20 protein-coding genes and 3 pseudogenes are annotated in these 24,231 nt (G+C 56.1%); 20 read left to right on the top strand and 3 right to left on the bottom strand.

What is annotated here, in order from left to right; all coding sequences use genetic code 11:
* Nucleotide 1 precedes the first annotated feature (1 nt).
* The 20 genes and pseudogenes from ACQ86O_RS21430 to ACQ86O_RS21525 all read left to right on the top strand — a co-directional run bounded on the left by ACQ86O_RS21430 (nucleotide 2) and on the right by ACQ86O_RS21525 (nucleotide 16,085).
* Entirely contained in the window at nucleotides 2-679 is a 678-nt protein-coding gene (locus ACQ86O_RS21430) for a propanediol/glycerol family dehydratase medium subunit (RefSeq protein WP_431225795.1), read from the top strand.
* A gap of 14 nt (nucleotides 680-693) precedes the next feature.
* The gene (gene pduE / locus ACQ86O_RS21435; RefSeq protein WP_431222772.1) at nucleotides 694-1,215 is read left to right on the top strand and encodes a propanediol dehydratase small subunit PduE; all 522 of its coding nucleotides are present in this window, start codon (nucleotides 694-696) and stop codon (nucleotides 1,213-1,215) included.
* 158 nt (nucleotides 1,216-1,373) lie between these two features.
* Nucleotides 1,374-3,200, top strand: coding sequence for a diol dehydratase reactivase subunit alpha (locus ACQ86O_RS21440; RefSeq protein WP_431222773.1), 1,827 nt, complete (start codon nucleotides 1,374-1,376; stop codon nucleotides 3,198-3,200).
* Nucleotides 3,197-3,574, top strand: a complete 378-nt coding sequence (locus tag ACQ86O_RS21445; RefSeq protein WP_431222774.1) for a glycerol dehydratase reactivase beta/small subunit family protein — start codon at nucleotides 3,197-3,199, stop codon at nucleotides 3,572-3,574. Before ACQ86O_RS21440 ends, ACQ86O_RS21445 begins: the two co-directional genes overlap by 4 nt.
* A gap of 11 nt (nucleotides 3,575-3,585) precedes the next feature.
* Nucleotides 3,586-3,861, top strand: a complete 276-nt coding sequence (gene pduJ, locus ACQ86O_RS21450) for a propanediol utilization microcompartment protein PduJ (protein ID WP_004090424.1) — start codon at nucleotides 3,586-3,588, stop codon at nucleotides 3,859-3,861.
* 21 nt (nucleotides 3,862-3,882) lie between these two features.
* A pseudogene (locus tag ACQ86O_RS21455) lies at nucleotides 3,883-4,361 on the top strand (BMC domain-containing protein).
* A pseudogene (locus tag ACQ86O_RS21460) lies at nucleotides 4,361-4,992 on the top strand (phosphate propanoyltransferase). Before ACQ86O_RS21455 ends, ACQ86O_RS21460 begins: the two co-directional pseudogenes overlap by 1 nt.
* Nucleotides 4,989-5,486: a microcompartment protein PduM gene (pduM, locus tag ACQ86O_RS21465; RefSeq protein WP_431222775.1), complete on the top strand. Its 498-nt coding sequence runs from the start codon at nucleotides 4,989-4,991 to the stop codon at nucleotides 5,484-5,486. The pseudogene ACQ86O_RS21460 and the gene pduM overlap by 4 nt, the downstream one beginning before the upstream one ends.
* Nucleotides 5,487-5,489: 3 nt before the next feature.
* Nucleotides 5,490-5,768 carry a EutN/CcmL family microcompartment protein gene (locus ACQ86O_RS21470; protein ID WP_431222776.1) on the top strand — a complete coding sequence of 93 codons (279 nt, stop codon included), beginning with the start codon at nucleotides 5,490-5,492 and terminating at the stop codon, nucleotides 5,766-5,768.
* Between the two features lie 125 nt (nucleotides 5,769-5,893).
* A complete protein-coding gene (locus ACQ86O_RS21475) occupies nucleotides 5,894-6,913 on the top strand; it encodes a cob(I)yrinic acid a,c-diamide adenosyltransferase (protein ID WP_431222777.1) in 1,020 nt (339 codons plus the stop codon).
* Nucleotides 6,910-8,301, top strand: a complete 1,392-nt coding sequence (locus ACQ86O_RS21480) for an aldehyde dehydrogenase family protein (protein ID WP_431222778.1) — start codon at nucleotides 6,910-6,912, stop codon at nucleotides 8,299-8,301. Before ACQ86O_RS21475 ends, ACQ86O_RS21480 begins: the two co-directional genes overlap by 4 nt.
* A gap of 10 nt (nucleotides 8,302-8,311) precedes the next feature.
* The gene (locus ACQ86O_RS21485) at nucleotides 8,312-9,424 is read left to right on the top strand and encodes a 1-propanol dehydrogenase PduQ (RefSeq protein WP_431222779.1); all 1,113 of its coding nucleotides are present in this window, start codon (nucleotides 8,312-8,314) and stop codon (nucleotides 9,422-9,424) included.
* Nucleotides 9,421-10,768, top strand: a pseudogene (locus tag ACQ86O_RS21490) (4Fe-4S dicluster domain-containing protein). Before ACQ86O_RS21485 ends, ACQ86O_RS21490 begins: the two are co-directional and overlap by 4 nt.
* 3 nt (nucleotides 10,769-10,771) lie before the next feature.
* A complete protein-coding gene (locus ACQ86O_RS21495) occupies nucleotides 10,772-11,329 on the top strand; it encodes a BMC domain-containing protein (RefSeq protein WP_431222780.1) in 558 nt (185 codons plus the stop codon).
* The gene (eutS, locus tag ACQ86O_RS21500; protein WP_431225796.1) at nucleotides 11,329-11,679 is read left to right on the top strand and encodes an ethanolamine utilization microcompartment protein EutS; all 351 of its coding nucleotides are present in this window, start codon (nucleotides 11,329-11,331) and stop codon (nucleotides 11,677-11,679) included. Before ACQ86O_RS21495 ends, eutS begins: the two co-directional genes overlap by 1 nt.
* A 4-nt stretch (nucleotides 11,680-11,683) precedes the next feature.
* Nucleotides 11,684-12,136, top strand: coding sequence for a EutP/PduV family microcompartment system protein (locus tag ACQ86O_RS21505; RefSeq protein WP_431222781.1), 453 nt, complete (start codon nucleotides 11,684-11,686; stop codon nucleotides 12,134-12,136).
* Nucleotides 12,126-13,328, top strand: coding sequence for an acetate/propionate family kinase (locus ACQ86O_RS21510; protein ID WP_431222782.1), 1,203 nt, complete (start codon nucleotides 12,126-12,128; stop codon nucleotides 13,326-13,328). The genes ACQ86O_RS21505 and ACQ86O_RS21510 overlap by 11 nt, the downstream gene beginning before the upstream one ends.
* A gap of 16 nt (nucleotides 13,329-13,344) precedes the next feature.
* Nucleotides 13,345-14,127, top strand: coding sequence for a uroporphyrinogen-III C-methyltransferase (cobA, locus tag ACQ86O_RS21515; RefSeq protein WP_431225797.1), 783 nt, complete (start codon nucleotides 13,345-13,347; stop codon nucleotides 14,125-14,127).
* Between the two features lie 31 nt (nucleotides 14,128-14,158).
* On the top strand, nucleotides 14,159-15,232 hold the full coding sequence (gene cobD, locus ACQ86O_RS21520) for a threonine-phosphate decarboxylase CobD (protein ID WP_431222783.1): 1,074 nt from the start codon (nucleotides 14,159-14,161) through the stop codon (nucleotides 15,230-15,232).
* On the top strand, nucleotides 15,225-16,085 hold the full coding sequence (locus ACQ86O_RS21525) for a GHMP kinase (protein WP_431222784.1): 861 nt from the start codon (nucleotides 15,225-15,227) through the stop codon (nucleotides 16,083-16,085). Before cobD ends, ACQ86O_RS21525 begins: the two co-directional genes overlap by 8 nt.
* A 134-nt stretch (nucleotides 16,086-16,219) precedes the next feature.
* Here ACQ86O_RS21525 and ACQ86O_RS21530 read toward each other — a convergent pair whose 3' ends face one another.
* The 3 genes from ACQ86O_RS21530 to ACQ86O_RS21540 form a co-directional block, all read right to left on the bottom strand.
* Nucleotides 16,220-17,641, bottom strand: coding sequence for an HlyD family type I secretion periplasmic adaptor subunit (locus tag ACQ86O_RS21530; protein WP_431222785.1), 1,422 nt, complete (start codon nucleotides 17,639-17,641; stop codon nucleotides 16,220-16,222).
* 5 nt (nucleotides 17,642-17,646) lie between these two features.
* The gene (locus tag ACQ86O_RS21535; protein ID WP_431222786.1) at nucleotides 17,647-19,803 is read right to left on the bottom strand and encodes a type I secretion system permease/ATPase; all 2,157 of its coding nucleotides are present in this window, start codon (nucleotides 19,801-19,803) and stop codon (nucleotides 17,647-17,649) included.
* A gap of 97 nt (nucleotides 19,804-19,900) precedes the next feature.
* Nucleotides 19,901-24,205, bottom strand: coding sequence for a calcium-binding protein (locus ACQ86O_RS21540; protein ID WP_431222787.1), 4,305 nt, complete (start codon nucleotides 24,203-24,205; stop codon nucleotides 19,901-19,903).
* Nucleotides 24,206-24,231: the final 26 nt, after the last annotated feature.

Genomic DNA, 24,231 nt, shown 5'->3' on the forward strand with positions numbered 1-24,231 from the left:
GGTGGATATTAACGAAAAACTACTGCGCCAGATCATTGAAGGCGTACTGCAGGAAATGCAGACAGAACAACAAGTGGTCTCTTTCAAACAGGATGCCGCACCTGCTGTTCCAGCAGCCACCGCGGCCAGCCCTGCGGGCAACTTCCTGACCGAAGTGGGTGAAGCCAAGCCGGGCAACAGCCAGGATGAAGTGATCATCGCCGTCGGCCCGGCGTTTGGCCTGTCGCAGACCGTCAACATCGTTGGCCTGCCGCACAAAAGCATTCTGCGTGAGCTGATTGCCGGTATCGAAGAGGAAGGCGTCAAAGCCCGGGTGATCCGCTGCTTTAAATCTTCCGACGTCGCTTTCGTGGCGGTGGAAGGCAACCGCCTCAGCGGCTCCGGCATTTCTATCGGCATCCAGTCGAAAGGCACCACGGTGATCCATCAGCAAGGTTTGCCGCCGCTGTCCAATCTGGAGCTGTTCCCGCAGGCACCGCTACTGACGTTGGAAACCTACCGGATGATCGGCAAAAACGCCGCCCGCTATGCCAAACGTGAGTCACCGCAACCGGTGCCAACGCTGAACGATCAGATGGCCCGCCCGAAATATCAGGCCAAATCTGCAATCTTGCATATTAAAGAAACCAAATATGTGGTGATCGGCAAGCAGCCTCAGGAACTCCGGGTACAGCTTTAACAAAGGAAAACACAATGAATTCCGAAGCTATTGAATCTATGGTGCGCGATGTCCTGAGCAAGATGAACAGCTTGCAAGGGCAGACTGCAGCAACCCCTACGCCACCAGCAGGCAGCGGCAGCAAAGCCAAAGTGTCCGACTATCCGCTGGCCAACAAACACCCGGAATGGGTGAAAACATCCACCAACAAAACGCTGGACGACCTGACGCTGGCCAACGTGCTTAACGGCAGCGTCACGCCGCAAGACCTGCGTATTACGCCGGAAATTCTGCGTATTCAGGCCGATATCGCTCGTGATGCGGGGCGCGATCGTCTGGCGATGAACTTTGAGCGGGCCGCAGAGCTCACCGCCGTTCCCGACGACAAGGTGCTGGATATCTACAACGCGCTGCGCCCTTTCCGTTCCAGCCGGGAGGAATTGAATGCCATCGCCGACGATCTGGAGCAAAGCTACCACGCCAGGATCTGCGCAGCATTTATCCGCGAAGCCGCCACGTTGTATGTGCAGCGCAAGAAACTCAAAGGTGACGATTAACTGTTCCTTTCCTCCGGGAGGAGGACGTCGATACGGCATCAACCTGTAGCACAAACCGTTCCCCCTTTCCTTTGGGGGAAGCTGTAGATACACAAGCCGCCCCTCTCTCTTGGCAGAAAGTCAGGGTGAGGGGCTGGGTTACGGTGAGGGATAAGGACATGCGTTACATAGCAGGCGTGGATATCGGTAACTCGTCAACAGAGGTTGCGTTGGCGCGCTGTGAGGCCGGGGGGCAACTGGAGTTTGTCACCAGCACCCTGACTGAAACCACCGGCATCAAAGGCACGCAACGCAATATGTTTGGGATCCGCCAGGCGCTGGATATGCTGGTCGCCAAAGCGGGTATCTCCCTTGCCGATATCAGCCTGATCCGCATCAATGAAGCCACGCCGGTAATCGGTGATGTGGCGATGGAAACCATCACCGAAACCATCATCACCGAATCCACCATGATCGGCCATAACCCGAAAACTCCCGGTGGGTTGGGCCTGGGTGTGGGGATCACCATTGGTATTGCCGAACTGGTCACGCGCGATCCGTCCCAGCCTTACATTCTGGTGGTGCCAAAAACGGTGGACTTTGCCGATGTGGCTTCGGTGGTCAATGCCGTCAACGGTGCCGGTTACCGCATCACCGCCGTGATTATGCAGCGTGATGATGGGGTGCTGGTAAGCAACCGCCTGGCACATCCGCTGCCTATCGTTGATGAAGTGCTGCATATCGATCGTATCCCGATGGGCATGTTGGCTGCGGTAGAGGTCGCCATGCCGGGCAAGGTGATCGAAACCCTGTCCAACCCGTATGGCATCGCCACCGTGTTCTCCCTGAGTGCCGAAGAAACCAAAAACATTGTGCCGGTAGCCCGTGCATTGATCGGTACCCGTTCGGCGGTGGTCGTCAAAACGCCGGAGGGGGATGTTAAAGCGCGTTCCATCCCGGCAGGCCATCTGGAACTGTTCGCCGATGGCCGAACGCTGCGGGTGGATGTCGCTTCGGGCAGCGAAGCCATCATGAACGCGGTAAATACCTGCCGCCGGATGGACAACGTCACCGGCGAAGCGGGCTCCAATATTGGCGGCATGCTGGAGCATGTGCGCCAGACCATGGCAGAACTGACTAACAAGCCCACCAGGGAAATCTTTATTCAGGATCTGTTGGCAGTAGACACCTCGGTGCCGGTCAACGTCACCGGCGGGCTGGCCGGGGAGTTTTCACTGGAGCAGGCGGTCGGCATTGCCTCGATGGTGAAATCCGATCGGCTACAGATGGCACGTATCGCCAGCGAGATTGAACAAACGCTGCATATTGACGTGCAGGTTGGCGGTGCCGAAGCCGAAGCCGCTATTCTGGGCGCCATGACCACACCTGGCACCCGTGCTCCGTTGGCCATTCTCGATCTGGGTGCCGGTTCTACGGATGCCTCCATCATCAATGCCAAAGGGGAGATTATCGCCACCCATCTTGCCGGTGCTGGGGATATGGTGACGATGATTATCGCTTCGGAACTGGGGTTGGAAGATCGCTATCTGGCGGAAGACATCAAGAAGTATCCCCTGGCCAAGGTGGAGAGCCTGTTCCATCTGCGCCATGAGGATGGCAGCGTGCAGTTTTTCCCTCAGCCGTTATCGCCAGAAGTGTTTGCTCGCCTGGTGGTGGTCAAACCGGACAGCCTGGTGCCGCTGCCCGGCGAATTCTCACTGGAAAAAGTGCGCAATATCCGCCGCTCCGCCAAACAGCGGGTGTTTGTGACCAATGCGCTGCGTGCGCTGCGCCAGGTCAGCCCCACCGGCAATATCCGCGACATTCCCTTTGTGGTGCTGGTGGGAGGCTCCTCGCTGGATTTCGAAGTGCCGCAGTTGGTTACCGATGCCCTTGCTCATTACAAGCTGGTCGCCGGGCGCGGCAATATCCGCGCCTGTGAAGGGCCACGTAACGCCGTGGCCACCGGGCTGATCCTCTCCTACCAACGTGAGGTGCAAAGATGATCACCGCTAACGATGCTCCTGCCATTCTGATCAGCGCCGCCGACGGGGCCACCGAGCAAGCTTGGCAGCAGGTGCTGCTCGGTATCGAAGAAGAAGGGATCCCGTGGCACTGGCAGCACGAAGCGAGTGGCGAAATTGTGCAGCGTGCCTGGCAGACCGCCGCCCAGTCTCTGCTGCTGGTCGGGCTGGCCTGTACCGCCAATGAAATGGTCGTGCATTACCGTAATTTGCCTGCGCCTCAGCCGCTGTTTCGGCTGGCCGGGCCACAAGAGGACGAATGCTGGCGGCAACTGGGCAACAACGCCGCTCGGTTGGTAAAAGGGTTGCCCTTTAAATCATCAATATCCCGGCCTGATAGCCGCATGTACCCATAGGAGAGAAACAAATGAATAACGCATTAGGGTTAGTTGAAACCAAGGGTTTGGTCGCGGCCATTGAAGCTGCCGATGCCATGGTGAAATCGGCCAACGTACAGCTGGTCGGTTACGAAAAAATTGGCTCTGGCCTGGTCACCGTAATGGTTCGCGGGGATGTCGGTGCGGTCAAGGCGGCGGTAGATGCAGGTTCAGCGGCGGCCAGCGCTGTAGGTGAAGTGAAGTCTTGCCATGTGATCCCGCGCCCACACAGCGATGTGGAAGCCATTTTGCCGACCTCGGCCTAAAGGTCACAACAGGAGCACAGCGTGAAAACGTCACTGGGATTACTCGAAGTCAGCGGTTTGGCGCTGGCGATTGGAGCGGCAGATGCCATGGCGAAAGCCGCATCCGTGACGCTGGTCGGAATGGAGAAAACCAACGGTTCCGGCTGGATGCTGATCCGCCTTACCGGGGATGTCGCTTCGGTGCAGGCCGCTATTGCGACCGGAGCGGCCTTTGCCGAGCAACGCAACGGCCTGGTTGCCCAGGCGACGCTGGCCCGCCCGGCGGAAGGTTTGATGGCACATTGGCATTCGCCATTGCCCCCGGCTTCACCGCCACAGCCCGCCGTCACCCTGGAAGCGTCGCCGCCCCCCTCACGGCCTCGGAACTGATCCAGACGGAAACGCCGGTATTCACGCTGACGCGGGCAAGCTGCAATCTTTGCCAGGATCCCCACTGCCCGCGCCATAAAGGGGAACCAAGGGAGCGCTGCCTGCACAGCGCCAAAGGAGGTAAAGCCTGATGGAAAAAGCGTTGTTGGAACCCGTTGTCAGCAAGATCCTCGACGAAATGCGCCTTCGTCCGATCCCGCTTGGCGTTTCCAATCGACATCTGCATCTTTCGCAGCAGGATTATCAGCAATTGTTCCCGCAGCAGCCGCTGGTTGAGAAAAAGCGCTGCAGCAACCGGGCCAATATGCCGCCGACCAGACCGTCACGCTGGTCGGGCCGAAAGGCCGTTTGGAGCATGTGCGCATCCTCGGGCCGCTGCGGCGGCGTAGCCAGGTGGAGATTTCCCGTAGCGATGCACGCACGCTGGGCATTGCCGCTCCGCTGCGCATGTCTGGCGAACTGGACGGCACGCCGGGGATCCGCCTGGTGAGCCCATTTGCAGAATTGGCGCTGGCCAGCGGCGTGATTGTTGCCCAGCGCCATATCCATATGTCGCCGCTGGACGCGCTGATTTACCGGGTACGGCACGGTGAGCAAGTCCAGGTCGCCATTCAGGGCGGTGGCCGCAGGCTGGTATTTGACGACGTGGCCATTCGCGTTTCTGCGCAAATGCGCCTGGAGATGCATATCGACACCGACGAGGCCAATGCTGCCGGTGCCGACGATCCCCACGCCTTCGCCACCTTGGTAACCCGCTTATGACTGTGGCGGCAGAGCAGGTCGAACGGCTGGTCAGCCTGGTTATCACCCGGCTGGCAGAGCGTGAGCAACGGGTTTATTCCCTGCGTTTACAGCAGTTGCGCCAAGGCATTGAGCCGGTGGTATTCCTGCGCCACGCCACTTTGCATCTGCAATTACCGGATCTGGGCTTTATGCAACGGCTGGCCGACGGCGATAACAGCGAACCGGCGGTTTGCACGCTCCATCAGGCCTGGTCATGGGGACTGCGGGTGCATATCAGCCTGCATCAGCAATTGCTGGCTGCCTTGCCGCGCCACGGGTTACCGATGCTACCACTGAGCCTCAGCGATCATCTTGGGCACCCAGTCAGATTGAGTGCCAGCAAGCTGTTGAGCTATCGCGATGTCGCCACGCTCGATCCCTGCTGGTTGCTTATTGGCCGCGAAACGCTGATGACGCCGCTGGCACGGGATTGTTTAGCACCACGCCATATTCAACTGTTAAGGCAGGAGTAGATCATGCAGCTAGCCAGAGTAGTAGGTTCCGTGGTGTCAACGCAGAAATCACCGACGCTGATCGGCAGAAAACTGCTGCTGGTGCGGCGCGTTACCGGCGACGGGTCATTGCCCCCAGCCAGCGATAAGCCTGATGAAGTTGCGGTGGACTCCGTCGGTGCCGGTGAGGGTGAGCTGGTGCTGCTTTCTGGCGGCTCCAGTGCCCGGCGGGTGTTTGCCGAACCCAACGACGCCATCGATCTGGCGGTTGTCGCCATCGTCGATAGCGTGAGCATTTATTAGGCGCCTGCGCCCTCCTCTCCCGCAGGGTGAGAGAGCAGTACGGCGCTGCGGTCAGACACACACGTCAATTTGTGGCACGAACAATCCCCTCTCCCTTTGGGAGTGGGTGAGGAAAGAGGCTATTGATGAGCATTTACACCAAAACCGGCGATAAAGGCACCACCGCGCTGTTTACCGGCCAACGGGTGAAAAAGAGCCACCCACGGGTGGAAACCTACGGCACCCTGGATGAGCTGAACGCCGCCCTCAGCCTTTGTGCTCAGGCGGTTCAGAATGATGAGAACCGGCAACTGATCGCAGCGGTGCAGCACCAACTGTTCTATTTCAGCGCCGAACTGGCAAGTGAAGGCGACACCGCGACAGCGAGCGATCGCAAAACCATCACCGCCGATCATATCCATCAGTTGGAACAGGCGGTAGATCGCTGCATGTCAGCCTTACCGCCAGCACAGGGTTTTATCCTGCCGGGGAATAGCGAAGCGGGCAGCCGCCTGCATTTTGCCCGCACGCTGGCCCGCCGGGCAGAACGCCGGTTGATTGAGCTGGCGGAACAGGTGTCGGTTCGCCAGACATTACTGCAATACCTGAACCGGCTTTCGGATTGTCTGTACGCCCTGGCGCGGGATGAAGACCAGCGGCAACGGTTGCAGCAGATCACCCAAACGGTGGCGGCCCGCTACCTGGCTGCCAGCCAGAATCTGGGGGCCCCGTCCCCCCAAACCAACAACGGCGAACTGACATTTGCCGATGTCCACCAGTTATTAAAACTGACGGTCGCCAGCGCCCTGGAACTTAGCGTCCCGGTGGTGATTGCCGTCGCGGATCGCCACGGCAACATGATTATGACCTACCGCATGCCCGACACCCTGCTGGTCAGTAGCGAACTGGCCCCGAAAAAAGCCTGGACGGCTGTGGCAATGAAGAGCGCCACCCACCAGATCAGCGCCGCTATCCAGCCGGGTGGCGATCTTTTCCAGTTAGAAGCCAGCCTGGGCGGCAAGGTCGTCACCTTTGGCGGCGGCTACCCACTGTGGCGTAACGGCCAACTGATTGGCGGGCTGGGGATCAGCGGCGGCAGCGTTGAACAGGATATGCATATCGCACAAGCGGCCATCGTGGCTTTACATTTGAGGAATGAATTATGAACACTACCGACCTTGAGTCTCTCATTCGCACTATCCTCACCGAGAAATTGACCTCTGAAACTGCGCCAGCCCCGCGTGCCGTTGCCATTTTCGACCGCGTTGATGAAGCGGTCAATGCCGCATACCAGGCATTTGTGCGTTTCCAGCAGAGCCCATTAAAAACCCGCAGCGCCATGATCAGCGCCCTGCGCGAACAGCTGAAACCTCTCCTTCCGGCACTGGCCGAACGCGGAGCCAGCGAAACCGGCATGGGTAACAGCACCGATAAGCTGCTGAAAAACCAGGCCGCCCTGGAAAACACCCCAGGCGTTGAAGATCTGACCACCACCGCCATCACCGGTGACGGCGGCATGGTGCTGTTTGAGTATTCCCCCTTTGGCGTGATTGGGGCCGTCGCCCCCAGCACCAACCCGACCGAAACCATCATCAATAACAGCATCAGCATGTTGGCTGCGGGCAATGCGGTTTATTTCAGCCCGCATCCAGGTGCTAAAAGCGTGTCGTTGGATTTAATTGCGCTGGTTGAAGAAATTATTTTCAACAGCTGTGGCATCCGTAACCTGGTGGTAACGGTAAAAGAGCCCAGTTTTGCCGCCACCCAGGAGATGATGGCACACCCCAAAATCGCCCTGCTGGCGATCACCGGTGGCCCTGGCATCGTGAACATGGGGATGAAAAGCGGCAAGAAAGTGATTGGCGCAGGCGCAGGTAATCCACCTTGTCTGGTGGATGAAACCGCCGAGCTGGTGAAAGCCGCGCAGGATATCGTGAGCGGGGCCTCTTTCGACTACAACCTGCCCTGCATCGCCGAAAAAGCGCTGATCGTGGTGGCCAGCGTCGCCGACCGTCTGTTGCAACAGATGCAGGCCTTTGACGCACTGCTGATCGCCCAGCCTCAGGACGTGGAGCGGCTGCGCCAGGTTTGCCTGGCAGATGGCCATGCCAATAAAGATCTGGTGGGCAAAAGCCCGGCGCAATTGCTGGCCGCCGCCGGATTACCCTGCCCGGCCAAGCCGCCGCGCCTGCTTCTGGTGGAAGTGGCCGGGGACGATCCGCTGGTCACCATCGAACAGTTGATGCCGTTATTACCGGTAGTGCGCGTGCCCGATTTTGAAGCGGGTCTGAAATTGGCATTGCAGGTAGAAGACGGCCTGCACCACACCGCGATCATGCATTCGCAGAATGTTTCCCGGCTCAATCTGGCCGCCCAGCGGCTGCAAACCTCGATTTTTGTCAAAAACGGCCCTTCTTATGCCGGGATAGGCGTCGGCGGTGAAGGCTTTACCACCTTTACCATCGCCACCCCAACCGGCGAGGGCACCACCTCTGCCCGCACCTTCGCCCGCCAGCGGCGCTGCGTATTGACCAACGCGTTTTCCATTCGCTGAGCGAGAACCTATGAAAACCTTTTCCGTACCGACGCGTGTTTATAGCGGTGATGACAGCCTCAAGGTGTTGGGGCGTTTTCGCCAGCGTAAAATCTGGATCATCTGTGACGGTTTTCTCGCCACCTCGCCGCTGCTTGAGCGGCTGAAACAGGCCTTACCGGCAGACAACCCGCTCAGCCTGTTCAGCGATATCACGCCCGATCCCACCATCGCCACCGTGGTCAAGGGCATTGAGCAGATGCAGGCCCTGCGCCCCGACGTGGTGATCGGTTTCGGCGGCGGTTCCGCGCTGGATGCGGCCAAGGCCATCGTCTGGTTCAGCCGCCAGCAGGGCATTGATATCGAAACCTGTATCGCCATCCCCACCACCAGCGGCACCGGCTCGGAAGTCACCAGCGCCTTTGTGATTAGCGATCCCAGCAAAGGCATCAAATACCCGCTGTTCAGCGATGAAATTTACCCGGATATCGCTATCCTCGATCCCACCCTGGTCGCCACCGTTCCCCCGGCGATCACCGCCAACACCGGGATGGACGTACTGACCCACGCCCTGGAAGCCTATGTGTCCCCCCGCGCCAGCGACTTTACCGACGCGTTGGCCGAAAAGGCGGCACAACTGGTGTTTCGCCACTTGCCCACCGCCTGCCGCCAGGGTGATTGCCTGATCACCCGGGGCAAAATGCACAACGCCTCTACGCTGGCGGGCATCGCCTTCAGCCAGGCCGGGTTGGGGATCAACCACGCTATCGCCCACCAACTGGGTGGGCAGTTCCATATCGCCCACGGCTTGGCAAATGCGCTGCTGCTGGTGCCGGTGATCCAGTACAACGCCGCAGACAACCGCGCGCGCAAACGCTATGCAAGACTCGCGCAGGTGTGCGGTATCAGCCCGGCTCAATGTGACGAACGCCAGGCGGTTAACCAACTGATCCAACGTATTGAACAGTTGAAAAACCAGTGTGGCCTGCCGCGCTATCTGCGCGATCTCAAGGTCGGTGCCAACCAGTTGGAGGCCAGCATCCCGGCCATGATTGTCGCCGCCCAGGCCGATGCCACGCTGAAAACCACGCCGCGAGCCGCGACCGCCGCTGATATTCGCGAAATTATTGAGGCGCTGCTATGAATTCCGCCCAGCTTAACACCCCGTGCGACGCCGAAACCATCCGCCAGCGGGTTCACGCTGCCGGCGTGGTCGGCGCTGGGGGAGCCGGTTTCCCCACCGCCGTCAAATTGCAGGCACAGGCAGAGATCTTTTTGATTAACGCCGCCGAATGCGAGCCGATGTTAAAGGTGGATCAACAGTTGATCCCGCAGCAGGCGGCTCGTCTGGTGCGGGGTCTGCAATATGCCATGACCGCGACGGGTGCCAGGCAAGGCATTATCGCGTTGAAAGCCAAATACGCGGCAGCAATAGAGGCGTTAGAGCCGCTGCTGCCCCCTCTATCCGCCTGCATATCCTGCCAGACGTTTACCCTGCCGGTGACGAAGTGATCACCATCTGGCTGGCAACCGGCCGCCGGGTGCCTCCGGCAGCGCTCCCTGTCAGTATTGGCGTGGTGGTGAACAACGTGCAGACGGTGCTGAATATTGCCCGCGCCGTGGAACAGCAGTGGCCGGTAACCCGCCGCACCCTGACGGTGAACGGTGCCGTCGCCCGGCCCATAACGCTGACGGTGCCGCTGGGCGTCAGTTTTCGCGAGGTGCTGGAGCTGGCCGGTGGCGCCACCGTTGATCAACCGGGTTTTATCAACGGTGGCCCGATGATGGGCCGCCTGCTGGAAAACCTCGATCAGCCTGTCACCAAAACCAGCGGTGGCCTGCTGGTGTTGCCCGCCGATCACCCGCTGATCGTGCGGCGTACCCGTAGCGATAAAACCATCATGGCCACGGCGCTGACCGTTTGCGAACAGTGCCGTCAGTGTACGGAGCTGTGCCCCCGCCATCTGATTGGTCATGAGCTTTCCCCCATCTGCTGATCAGAGCGGTGAATTACCAGCAGGTGGCGACCCCCGAGATCTTGCTGAGCGCCCTTACCTGCTCGGAATGCAGCCTGTGCGAAAGCTACTCTTGCCCGGTCGACATTTCGCCAATGCGCGTCAACCAACTGTTGAAAGCGCAATTAAGGCAGCAAGGGGCGCGTTACAACGGGGAACTGCGTGAGGCAGACCCGATGGCGCAATACCGCATGGTGCCCACTTCACGCCTGGTTACCAGGCTGGCCTTAACCCCGTGGTATCACTCCGCCCCACTCAGTGCCGCGCAATATCAGCCTGAACGGGTCGTTCTGCCGTTACGTCAACATATCGGGGCCGCCGCGCAGCCAAACGTGGTGGCCGGAGAAAACGTGGTACACGGCCAGTGCATTGCGCAGGTCGCCGAGGGGGCACTTGGCGCCCCGATCCACGCCAGCATCAGCGGTCTGGTGGCCGAAGTCAGTGCCACCACCATCACCTTAGTCAAAGGATAAGCTATGTCACAAGCCATTGGAATTGTTGAACTAAGCAGTATCGCCAAGGGCATGGAGGTCTGTGACCTGATGCTGAAAAGTGCCAACGTGGAACTGCTGGTTTGCAAGACCCTCTGCCCGGGTAAATTTTTATTGATGGTCGGTGGCGATGTCGGCGCCGTGACGCAATCGGTGCAAAACGCCACCCAGTACAGCGGCCATCTGCTGGTCGACAGCATCGTGCTGCCCAACATCCACCCTTCGGTGCTGCCAGCCCTGAGCGGGCTCAATTCGGTAGAACAGCGGCAGGCGATTGGCGTGGTGGAAACCTGGAGCGCCGTGGCCTGCATTACCGCCGCCGATCGGGCAGTGAAAGCCGCGCATATCACATTGGTGCGAATTCATATGGCGTTTGGCATCGGTGGCAAGTGCTATCAGGTGATGAGCGGGGATATTGCCGATGTGCAAAATGCGCTAGAGGTTGCCAACCAAAGCGCTGGCGAAAATGGCCTGCTGATTTACAGCACCCTGATCCCGCGCCCGCATCAAGCCTTGTGGCAACAACTGGTTCAGGGGGCATGATGGAAAAGCCAACCGCTACGGAACGCGTTATTCAGGAATATGTGCCGGGTAAACAGATCACCCTGGCGCACCTGATCGCCAACCCCAACAAAGCGCTCTACAAGAAGCTCGGCCTGAGCGAGGCCTGCAATGCCATCGGTATTCTGACCATCACCCCCAGCGAAGCGTCAATCATCGCCAGCGATATCGCCACCAAGTCCGGGGCGGTAGAGATTGGCTTTATCGATCGCTTTACCGGAGCCGTGGTCTTCACCGGCGATGTCTCGGCGGTGGAGTATGCCCTCAAGCAGGTGGTCTACACCCTCGGGGACATGATGAAGTTCACCGCCTGCCCCCTGACACGGACCTGAGGCCATGAAACGCATCATGCTGATCGGGCCGAGCCAGTGCGGCAAAACCTCATTGATCCAACGCCTGCAGGGTGAAGAGCTGAATTACCGCAAAACCCAGGCTATCGACTGGCAGGATTGCGCAATCGACACCCCCGGCGAGTATCTGGAAAACCGTTGTTTGTACAGCGCCCTGCTCGCCAGCGCCTGCGAGGCGGACGTGGTCGGCCTGGTGCAGAATCTGGATGCCGAGCAGAGCTGGTTTGCCCCGGCATTCGCCCAGGTTTTCACCCAGCCGGTCATTGGCATTATCAGCAAGGCCGACACCCTGACACATTCAAATCAGTTGGCCTGGGCGACAGAGCGCCTGCAGCAGGCTGGCGTGCAGCAAATCTTTATTACCTCGGCAAAATCAGGCGCCGGAATGGAAGACCTGATCTGTTTTTTAACCCCTCATGGAGAGTCGTATGTCCGGTAAGATTATGGCGATAAACGCCGGCAGTTCTTCGCTGAAGTTTCAGTTGTTCACCCAACCCGATGAGCAGGTGATCTGCCAGGGTTTGATCGAACGCATTGGCCTGCAGGACGCGGTGTTTACCCTACGCGCCGGGGAGCAGCAATGGCGTGAAACCCTGCCGATCAAGGATTGCCGCGAAGCTGCCCTGCATCTGCTGAATGCACTGCTCGAGCAGGGTATTGTGACTTCGCTGGATGAAATCTGCGGGGTAGGCCACCGCGTTGCCCACGGCGGTGAAGCCTTCTGCGATTCGGTAACGATCACCCAGGAAGTATTGGAAAAAATCGAACAGCTTGGCGCCCTGGCACCGCTGCACAATCCGGTCAATGCCCTGGCGATCCGCGTCTTCCAACAGGCGCTGCCCAAGGCCCGTGCCGTTGCGGTGTTTGATACCGCCTTCCACCAGACGCTGAGCGATATTCACTATCTCTACCCGCTGCCGTGGCGCTATTACGCCGAGCTTGGCATTCGCCGTTACGGTTTCCACGGCACCAGCCATAAATATGTCAGCGCCCTGTGTGCACAGCGACTCGGCCAGCCGCTGGAAACGCTGCGCATCATCTCTTGCCATCTGGGCAACGGTTCCAGCATTTGCGCCATTCATCATGGCCGCTCGGTTAACACCTCCATGGGCTTCACGCCGCAGGCCGGTGTGATGATGGGCACCCGCAGCGGTGACATCGATCCTTCCATCCTGCCCTATATTCAGCAAACTGAAGGCCAGAGTGCGCAGGATATCAACCGCTTGATCAACAACCAGTCCGGATTGCTGGGGGTATCTGGTGTCTCGCACGATTATCGCGATGTTGAACAGGCCGCCGCAGCGGGCAACCCGCAGGCACAGTTGGCGCTCAAACTGTTTGCCGAACGTATCCGCGCGGTGATTGGCAGCTATATCGTGCAACTAGGCGGCCTTGATGTGCTGATTTTCACCGGCGGGATTGGGGAAAACGCCCGCAATGCGCGCCAGCAGATCTGCCATCAGTTGGGCTTCCTGGGGATTGAGCTGGACGAGGAAAAGAATAATGCCAATCAGCCCTTTATCCAGAGCCCAGGAGCAAAGGTGCAGATTGCGATTGTGAATACCAACGAAGAGTTGATGATTGCCCGCGATGTGGTGCGGGTAGCGCTCAACGATCCTCAGCCAGCCTGATAACGGTATGACGATGATGAAAAGTGGAAAAGTTTGGTTGGTCGGTGCCGGGCCAGGGGATGCGTCGCTGATCACCGTCAAGGGGCTGGACTGTATCCGGCAGGCGCAGGCGCTGGTTTACGATCGTTTGGTCAGTGCCGAACTCGTGCAACAGGCCCCCGGCGATTGCGAGATGTACAACGTGGGTAAAAACCCCGATCGCCACCCGGTGCCACAGCCCCAGATTAATCAGTTGTTGGTTGATTGCGCCCGGCGCGGCCTGAACGTGGTGCGGCTGAAAGGTGGCGATCCTTACGTATTTGGCCGGGGTGCCGAAGAAGCCGAAGCCTTGGCGCAGGCACAAATCCCGTTTGAAGTGGTGCCCGGCATCAGCTCCGCCATCGGTGGTCTGGCCTACGCTGGCATCCCGGTTACCCACCGTGATTATGCTTCAGGTTTTCATGTGATAACCGGCCATTTGCGCCAGGGAAACGAGCCTCAGGATTGGGGGCAGTTAGCCAAACTGGAGGGGACGTTGGTGATCCTGATGGGCATGACGCAGTTGGCCAGCATTTGCCAGCAGTTGATCGCCGGGGGAAAACCCGCCTCTACGCCTGCGGCGGTAGTGATGCATGCCAGCCAGCAGCGGCAGAAGATTGCCGCCGGTAGGTTGGACACGCTGGTCGAGCAGGTAGCCGCTGCGGGTTTGACCGCCCCGGCACTGATCGTGGTGGGTAACGTGGTCAATCTGCGAGAGTGTCTGGCCTTTGTGCCAGAGCAACTGCCGTTAGCCGTCATTCCTCCCCGGATGTTATCCTGAACGCCGAATGGGATAAGGGGAACGAAAAAGCGTGAGTGAACATGGTGGTAACGTCTTGGAGATGGCGCTGAAATCCGGCCTTGATCCCGCAGAAATTATTGATTTCAGCGCCAATATCAATCCGCTCGGCATGCCCGCCAGCCTCAAGGCGGCGATTATTGAGCATCTGGCCTGCGCCGAATATTATCCCGATGTGGAATATCGGCAACTGCATGCGGCATTGGCTCTGGCGCACCAATGCCAGCCTGAAAATATCATGGCGGGCAACGGAGCAACCGAGCTGATTTACAGCATCGTCAACCAGCTACGCCCGCGCACCGCCCTGCTGCTCACGCCGGGTTTTGCCGAATACCGCCGGGCATTGCAGCGGGCTGGCTGCCAAATAGAAAATTATCCCCTGGATGAAGCCAGCAGTTTTCAACCCGATGAACGGCTGTTGCAGACCCTGGCTGAGCGCCGCCCAGATTGCCTGTTCCTCGCCACCCCCAATAACCCCACCGGGCTGATGCCAGACCCAGCCTTGCTGCAAGCCATTGTCAACTGTTGCCGCCGCTATGATATTGCGCTGATCGTTGACGAAGCCTTTATCGATTTTCTGCCGGAGGTGCCGGGGCTGATCCCGCAGATAGGCGATTATTCCCGCCTCTACATATTGCGTTCACTGACTAAATTCTTCGCCATTCCGGGGCTGCGTCTCGGCTATCTGGTGAGCAGCGATCGGCCTGGTTTGCAGCAGATGAAACAGTTGCGCGAGCCCTGGACGATCAATGCCTATGCGGCATTGGCGGGTGAAGTGATCCTCAACGATGGCGCCTATATTCATCAGACTCACCAATGGCTGGCCCAACAGCGGGCGTGGCTGTTTGACGCCCTGGCCACCCTGCCGCAGTTACGCATCTGGCCAGGGGCAGCAAACTATATTTTCTTACGCTGCCTGCGCCCCGGATTTGATTTGCAGCAGGCATTGTTGCAACACCGTATCCTGATCCGCCACTGCGCCAACTACCCTGGCCTCTCGGCTGACTATTATCGTGTGGCGATAAAAAGCGAAGCGGCCAACCGCACGCTGATCGCCGCTTTGCAGCAGGTATTTGCCGATGGCTGAAGCCAGTTGCCCGGCCTCATGCGGCGAACTGTTGCAGGGTTGGATCCTCGGCGGGGAAAAGCTGGTTTCCTGCCCGATAAACTGGTTCAGCCATGTCTCGGTAACCGCTGGCCAGCCGGGGAAAAATGAGCGCCCCTTAATGCGCCAGATGCTGTTAAGCGTGCTGGAACACCTTGGGGTGCCCGCCGAGGCCGCAGGCGGTTTACGCATTGAATTCGACTCGTCTATTCCGCTGGCCAAAGGGATGGCGAGCAGCACCGCCGATATTGCTGCCACTGCGCAGGCCACGGCTCGCCATTTTGGCACCCATCTGGGCGAAGCCATGCTAGCCAGTTTGTGTGTACAACTGGAACCCACCGACAGCACGCTGTTTCGCCAACTGACGCTGTTCGATCACCAGACGGCCACAACCCAGATCGCCGGTGACTGGCTGCCCCCACTCGATATCCTGCTGCTGGAAAGCCCTCAAACCCTGAACACCGCCGACTATCACCGGCGCGATCGCCGTCAGGCTCTGTGGGACAATGCCGCAACCCTGGCACAGGCCTGGGCGCTGTTTTCGCAGGCAATGCAAAACCAGGATTGCCATCAATTAGGCGAAGCCACCACGCTGAGCGCACGCGCCAGCCAAACGCTGTTACCTAAACCCCGGTTTGATAAGTTGCAGGGTATCGTTGAGCAGAGTGGTATTTACGGCCTTAACGTGGCGCACAGCGGCAGCGTGGTCGGCTTGCTGTTTGACGCCGACAGGCACGATAGCGAAAGGCTGCTCTGGCTGCTGCAACAGCAAGGTATCTGCGAGAGCTACCCACGGCAACATCGCTTACGGCTTATTGCAGGCGGTGTTCGCTAGGTGGAGCCGGGTGTAAACCACCGTAATAGATTTTCCGGCTTGCTCCACGCTCACCGTTTCGTGTCGTTCCCCCCGCTGTTGGCAGTTAACGGCTCGCCCAGAAAACCTGTTCTATGTGGCTACAACGTGCCAACTTAACGTTCTCTCAAGCCCTCCGTCGTATACTGTTTTAAAGGACTCAGGAAATAATCAATAACCCTGCGTTTACCGGTTTTAATTTCCGCACTTACGCTCATCCCTGAGGTCAAATGGATCTTGGTGCCATCGATAATAATATAGGTCTTGGCTAAACGAATTCTGGCGGGGAAGATTAATCCTTTCTTTTCATCCTGGATGGCATCATGGGAAATATTTTCGACGATGCCTTTAATATGCCCATATCGGGTATAAGGGAAGGATTCTATTTTCACCACGGCTTCCTGACCAACCTTAATGAATCCTATATCCCTATTTTCAACCATCGCTTCCACCTCAACGACATCGTCATCGGGGACAATAGCTAATAACGGCTGCGCTTCGGTCACAATCCCTCTAATCGTGTGAACGGCAAGTTGCTGCACCATGCCACTGACAGGAGCTTTCAGGCTTAAGATATCCTGCCGCTGTTTGTTTTTACGTGTTTCATGTTCATACTGGATGGTATTATCTTGAGCCTGTTTCTGTTTTTCTAATGCCTCCATGCGAAAGTTTACAGTAATCCCCTTCAATTCCTGTTGCAGTGCCTTCAGGGCGGCCTGATACTCGGCCAGCCGACCACGCTGAATAACCAGATTGCTTTTATGCTCGATATATTCCTGCTCTTTTTGCAGCCATTCATGCTTAGACATAAAACTCGCATTATAAAGCCGTTTATAATCAACAGCTTTAGAGGCTATAATTTCCGAGATATTCACCAGTTTATTAATTTCCTGCTGCATGGTATTTATTTCGGCCTCTTTCTGGCCAATTAACATCTCCTGAGTACTTACCTGGGCGATATAAGCTGTATATTGCCCCAACAGAATGGTTTTCTCCGCATCGTGTTTCTCTTCTGTCTCGCCTTCGAACATCACCAATTCCGGGACCTTGCCGGTATCAATTGCGGCCAATAGCCCGGTATAGCGGGCGTACATCTGCCGTGAGGCCAGCAAAGACTCTCTGGCTTGTTGATATTCCGCCTTGGCCGTAGTCGTGTCCAATTCAATCAGTAATTGCCCAACCTCAACATGTTGCCCATCTTTCACATGAATCGACTCAATCACCGCAGGCTCCAGCGCTTGAATGATTTTGGTCCGTCCCCCCGTGATGGTTTTACCACCAGACACGGCCACGATATCCATATGGCCCAAAATGGCCCACAGCAGGGTTAAAGTACAAAAGAGAATAATGGCTCTGGCCCACCACTGGGGAAGGGGTGATAGAGGCGTATCAACCAGTTCTAAATGTGCAGGTAAAAATGCTAACTCATCTGCCGTCCGTGTTGGAGGATCAAGCCGATCGCGAACCTGCCAGACTTTTTTAAAAGCATCGCGATAACGCTGATAGAAAATTTTTAACGCACTAAATTTATGTCTCATTGGCATTATCCCTGCTGCAAACTGTGTAGATGGGCATAATAGCCACCGGGTTTAGCTAATAATTCATCATGACGACCGGCTTCTACAATTTGCCCTTTATCCATAGCAATAATACGATTAGCACCACGCACCGTAGATAAGCGGTGAGCAATAATCAATACCGTCCTCCCATGACAAATGGCACGCATGTTTTTCATGATTGCCCGCTCTGACTCATAATCCAGGGCGCTGGTTGCTTCATCAAAAATTAAAATTCGCGGTTCAGTGACCAAAGCTCTGGCAATAGCGATACGTTGTCGCTGACCTCCCGATAGATTTGAACCCTGCTCCCCTACAATATTGTCATACCCCTCCGCCAACTCCATGATGAATTCATGGGCGCCTGCCAATTTCGCTGCCTGAATAACTTTATCCAGGCTCATTCCAGGATCGGTTAATGCAATATTATCTCTGATCGAGGCGTTAAATAATAAATTCTCCTGCAAAACCACGCCAATCTGGCGGCGTAGCCAGGCAGGGTCGACCAGCGACAAATCATTGCCATCAACTAAAACACGCCCACTTTCTGGGACATAAAGACGTTGTAGCAGTTTGGTCAAGGTACTTTTACCCGAACCAGAACGGCCGACGATACCAATAACTTCTCCGGCCCTGATTTCTAATTTCAGATGCTTCAATATTTCAGGGCCATCTGGCCGGTAACGGAACACGATATCATCAAATGCGATATTACCCTGAATAGGCGGTAATGCTGCACGGCTGGCGGGGTTTTCCGTCTTGCTGTTAAGGACATCACCCAGCCGTTCGACGGAGATACCCACCTGCTGAAAATCTTGCCAAAGCTGGGCCAAACGAATGACCGGCGCGGCCACCTGCCCGGCCAACATATTAAACGCTATCAACTGCCCCACGGACAGTTCACCACCGATAACCAGATGGGCTCCAAGCCACAGGGTTGAAACCGTTACCAATTTCTGAATAAGCTGCACGCCGTGCTGGCCAATATTGGCCAAGCGGGTCACTTTAAAGCCCGCGTGGACATAAGCCGATAACTGATTATCCCACTTGCGCGTCATATGGGGTTCAACGGCCATCGCTTTAATGGTTCCCATGCCCCCAACCGACTCAACCAAAAAAGATTGGTTATCCGCACCCCTGGCAAATTTTTCGTTCAGCCGCCGACGAAGAACCGGAGTAATACTGGCAGACCAAATGGCATAACAAGGCAGGGAAACCACCACGATCAAGGTGAGCCAGCCACTGTAAAACAGCATGACAACGATAAAAACAAAAGAGAACAACAGATCTAAAATGGAGGTTAATGCCTGCCCCGTCAGAAAGTTACGGATATTTTCTAACTCACGGACTCGGGCCACGGTATCGCCAACTCTTCTTGCCTCAAAATAGGCTATCGGTAACCGGAGCAAATGGCGAAACAGTTTGGCCCCCAGTTCCACATCAATACGGCTGGTGGTATGTGAGAATATATAATTCCTCAACAAAGACAGCCCGACATCAAATATCGACACAATCAATAAACCCACTGCGATCACATCCAGGGTAGTAAAACTCCGGTGCACTAACACCTTGTCCATGACCACCTGGAAAAACAGCGGGGTGATTAACGCAAGAATTTGTAGTACAAACGAGATAGCTAAAACCTCAAGCAATATTTTACGGTACTTGATAACCGCTGGAATAAACCAGGTAAAATCAAATCTGGTTAATGCCTGGGCCACAGAATCCCGTGAAGAGACAACCAGCAAACGCCCCTGATAACGTTGACCGAATTCCTGCAGACTTAAGGCGACCGGGCGACCCTGCTCAAGGTCGTGAATTAATACCTTATCAGCTTCAACCTTCGCTAATATAAAATGAATCCCGCTATCAGACAGAACCAAGGCAGGCAAAGTGACCATATCAATACGCTCGATCGGCTGCTTGATCACTTTAGCTTTTAAATCCAATGCCTTGGCTGAGAGTAGTAATGTTGTTTCATCAAAAGCTTCGGAGCCTTTTCCAAACTGATGCCTTAACTGAACAACATCAGCAGGAATACCATGGAACGCAGAGAGTAAAGCCAAGCCTAATAAACCAGTATCAGTTACAGCAGACGTCGATGATAAAATGGGTTTTTCAAGCGTATCAGCGGTGCTATCCATAAAATGTAGAGCCATCCCTAATAAAAAATGTAACATCCACAGCCATTAATAAAGCAGCGTAGAGAAAACTCTCCACGCTGCTGTAGGCTATTTAAACTTAGGCTGCGCTAGCAGCGTAAATAAGATTGTTTTGGATTTGAGTATTGTCTGGTAATACCGAAGAGCTCGCCCCCTGCGGAGCAAACGTCGCCATCGCAGAAATCAAACTATTCGCCTGCCCCATTATGGCTGTCGGCTCAGAGACAGTCATGGCATTGGCAGGCGTAACTGCCCAAGCCCTTGGTTTTCCGGTGGTGTCAGCGGTGAATTCATCCGTTTTACGTATATCTTCCCACACCGTGCCGTCGGCAAACTCAAAACGGTTCACCGTCTGGTAGGCGCTGTTGCTGAAGTAGTTGACCAGGGTCATCTGATCCCCCTTGTCTCCCACCACGACCACCAAGTTGTTGCTTTCACGCCGGTAGCCGATCATCTCGGCTTTCACGTCCTCACCAAAAACGATCTTGTCGGTGCCGCCGTAGTTGTTGATCACATCCTGGCCGTCACCCAGGTTGAACAGGAAGGTGTCGTTGCTGTCCCACACTGTGGCATTCAGGGTGTCGTTGCCGGTACCGCCGTTAAAGGTGCCGCGGCCGGTAATGGTGTCGTTGCCCGCCCCGCCGTCCAGGTAGTTGATGCCGCTGTTATCGGTGATGATGTCATTCCCGTCACCGGCGTAGATCGCATCGTCCCAGCCGGTGCCGACAATGGTGTCGTCGCCAGCCGTATAATGCTGGGTAAACACCTGCTTGCGGATATCGGCCCACACCGTGCCGTCGGCAAACTCAAAACGGTTCACCGTCTGGTAGGCGCTGTTGCTGAAGTAGTTGACCAGGGTCATCTGATCCCCCTTGTCTCCCACCACCACTACCAGGTTGTTGCTTGCGCGCCGGTAACTGATCATCTCGGCTTTCACGTCCTCACCAAAAACGATCTTGTCGGTGCCGCCGTAGTTGTTGATCACATCCTGGCCGTCACCCAGGTTGAACAGGAAGGTGTCGTTGCTGTCCCACACCGTGGCATTCAGAATATCGTTGCCGGTACCGCCGTTAAAGGTGCCGCGGCCGGTAATGGTGTCATTGCCCGCCCCGCCGTCCAGGTAGTTGATGCCGCTGTTATCGGTGATGATGTCATTCCCGTCACCGGCGTAGATCGCATCGTCCCAGCCGGTACCGACAATGGTGTCGTCGCCAGCCGTATAATGCTGGGTAAACACCTGCTTGCGGATATCGGCCCACACCGTGCCGTCGGCAAACTCAAAACGGTTCACCGTCTGGTAGGCGCTGTTGCTGAAGTAGTTGACCAGGGTCATCTGATCCCCCTTGTCCCCCACCACCACGACCAGATGCGCCCCCTCACGCCGGTAACTGATCATCCCGGCTTTCACGTCCTCACCAAAAACGATCTTGTCGGTGCCGCCGTAGTTGCTGATCACATCCTGGCCGTCACCCAGGTTGAACAGGAAGGTGTCGTTGCTGTCCCACACCGTGGCATTCAGAATATCGTTGCCGGTACCGCCGTTAAAGGTGCCGCGGCCGGTAATGGTGTCGTTGCCCGCCCCGCCGTCCAGGTAGTTGATGCCGCTGTTATCGGTGATGATGTCATTCCCGTCACCGGCGTAGATCGCATCGTCCCAGCCGGTGCCGACAATGGTGTCGTCGCCAGCCGTATAATGCTGGGTAAACACCTGCTTGCGGATATCTTCCCACACCGTGCCATCGGCAAACTCAAAGCGGTTCACCGTCTGGTAGGCGCTGTTGCTGAAGTAGTTGACCAGGGTCATCTGATCCCCCTTGTCCCCCACCACGACCACCAGGTTATTGCTTTCACGCCGGTAACTGATCATCCCGGCTTTCACATCCTCACCAAAAACGATCTTGTCGGTGCCGCCGTAGTTGCTGATCACATCCTGGCCGTCACCCAGGTTGAACAGGAAGGTGTCGTTGCTGTCCCACACCGTGGCATTCAGAATATCGTTGCCGGTACCGCCGTTAAAGGTGCCGCGGCCGGTAATGGTGTCGTTGCCCGCCCCGCCGTCCAGGTAGTTGATGCCGCTGTTATCGGTAATGATGTCATTCCCGTCACCGGCGTAGATCGCGTCGTCCCAGCCGGTGCCGACAATGGTGTCGTCGCCAGCCGTATAATACTGGGTAAACACCTGCTTGCGGATATCGGCCCACACCGTGCCATCGGCAAATTCAAAACGGTTCACCGTCTGGTAGGCGCTGTTGCTGAAGTAGTTGACCAGGGTCATCTGATCCCCCTTGTCCCCCACCACCACGACCAGATGCGCCCCTTCACGCCGGTAACTGATCATCCCGGCCTGCACGTCCTCACCAAAAACGATCTTGTCGGTGCCACCGTAGTTGCTGATCACATCCTGGCCGTCACCCAGGTTGAACAGGAAGGTGTCGTTGCTGTCCCACACCGTGGCATTCAGAATATCGTTGCCGGTACCGCCGTTAAAGGTGCCGCGGCCGGTAATGGTGTCGTTGCCCGCCCCGCCGTCCAGGTAGTTGATGCCGCTGTTATCGGTAATGATGTCATTCCCGTCACCGGCGTAGATCGCATCGTCCCAGCCAGTGCCGACAATGGTGTCGTCGCCAGCCGTATAATGCTGGGTAAACACCTGCTTGCGGATATCTTCCCACACCGTGCCATCGGCAAACTCAAAGCGGTTCACCGTCTGGTAGGCGCTGTTGCTGAAGTAGTTGACCAGGGTCATTTGGTCGCCCTTGTCCCCCACCACCACGACCAGATGCGCCCCTTCACGCCGGTAACTGATCATCCCGGCCTGCACGTCCTCACCAAAAACGATCTTGTCGGTGCCGCCGTAGTTGCTGATCACATCCTGGCCGTCACCCAGATTGAACAGGAAGGTGTCGTTGCTGTCCCACACCGTGGCATTCAGGGTGTCATTGCCGGTACCGCCGTTAAAGGTGCCGCGGCCAGTAATAGTGTCATTAGTATTACTGCCTAAATAGACAGTATCGCCATTATTAGTGGTTAAAATAATCAAACTGCCATTCTGTTCGATATTTTTAATAAACTCATTACCCGACATTTGGTTAATGGTTTCCATTATCTGGCCAAACATAGAATCAAGCTTGCCACCGGCCAGCGCCAACTCCGCCATTTTATGTTGATCAGCACCGTATATGCTGCTGAAAGCCTGGAAAGTTTTCAGGAAATCAACAGAATTGACATCATATTCCTTTTTGAAAAGTGCAATAAGAGGTTCCGTATCCAGCCTATAGGCTTGATATTGCGAGTCCCAAACATAGCTCACCGCACTGTTTATCTTCGGAATAGTTACTAACTGTACAAATACATAGTCATAGATAGATTGAAATGATTGTTTTAAAAGCTGAATTGCATTGCCGCTAGGGTTTTTACTGCCACCTTGAGTAAACTCACGCCCCATAAATGATTCTAATGAGTATAGCGCCCTGGCATCTATTCCAGCGCCCCGTGAATTTTCCGCATATTTATCTGCCCCCGCCCATAAAAAAATAAACTCATTAATATCCTGGGTCAAATCGCCAGAGGAAACCGCATCCTTTGATTTAGCCAGAATATTTTCCAAGGCACTTTTAAGCTGACCTGATTTATCAAGCATTATTGCTGCCTGAAGGTCGTGGACGTTACCAAAACCCAGCAGGTTGGGCAGCTTTTTTGTTGCCTCGTCGATCTCAATCTGCACGTTACTCACGCTATCTGACAGATGCACGTCGAACCAGACGTCATGTATATCAGCCGTTGTGCCGTCAGTCTTGGTAAATGAACCTTGTTGCCTATGCGCATTGCCATTGCTATCGACCAGATTACTATTGATATAACCGGTATTGATGCTGGCAACGCCAGCCTCATTTAACGTCAGTAACTCACCCTCATCAGCGATACCATCACTGTTTTTATCAACCCAAACACGCAGTTGGTGATAAATTTCATCATTTTCATCAATAACGCCATCGTTATTAGTATCAAATTCTTTTAGCGCTTCAAACCCATTCACCGCACGCTGCCCATTACTGAGCAGCGTGCGGTTACCAAAAAGTTCACCGCCATTATTAATCGCAGAGTCACTATTGCGGTCAAAAACCAGGATCCCATCGCCACTGCCGACCCACGCCGTTTTGGCAGCAAACCCATTGCCATCATGGTCAAAATAGACGCCATCGGTGAGACTGGTGGTGGTGATGCCATTGCCATCCAAGTCGAGTATTAGGGGATCGACACGAACGTCCTGGCCTTGATCAAACCCCTCTTCGGCTGCTTCACGAGCATCATCCCTGCTGCCACTCGGAGCATATATCCCTCCACCTGGCGGGCCAAAATACTCAAGATATTGATTATCCTTCACTCTCTGGATTTCTTGTTTACAGCCAA

Origin of the sequence: Serratia sp. L9 (genome assembly GCF_050632285.1) — a bacterium.
In the GTDB taxonomy this organism is placed as follows: domain Bacteria; phylum Pseudomonadota; class Gammaproteobacteria; order Enterobacterales; family Enterobacteriaceae; genus Chania.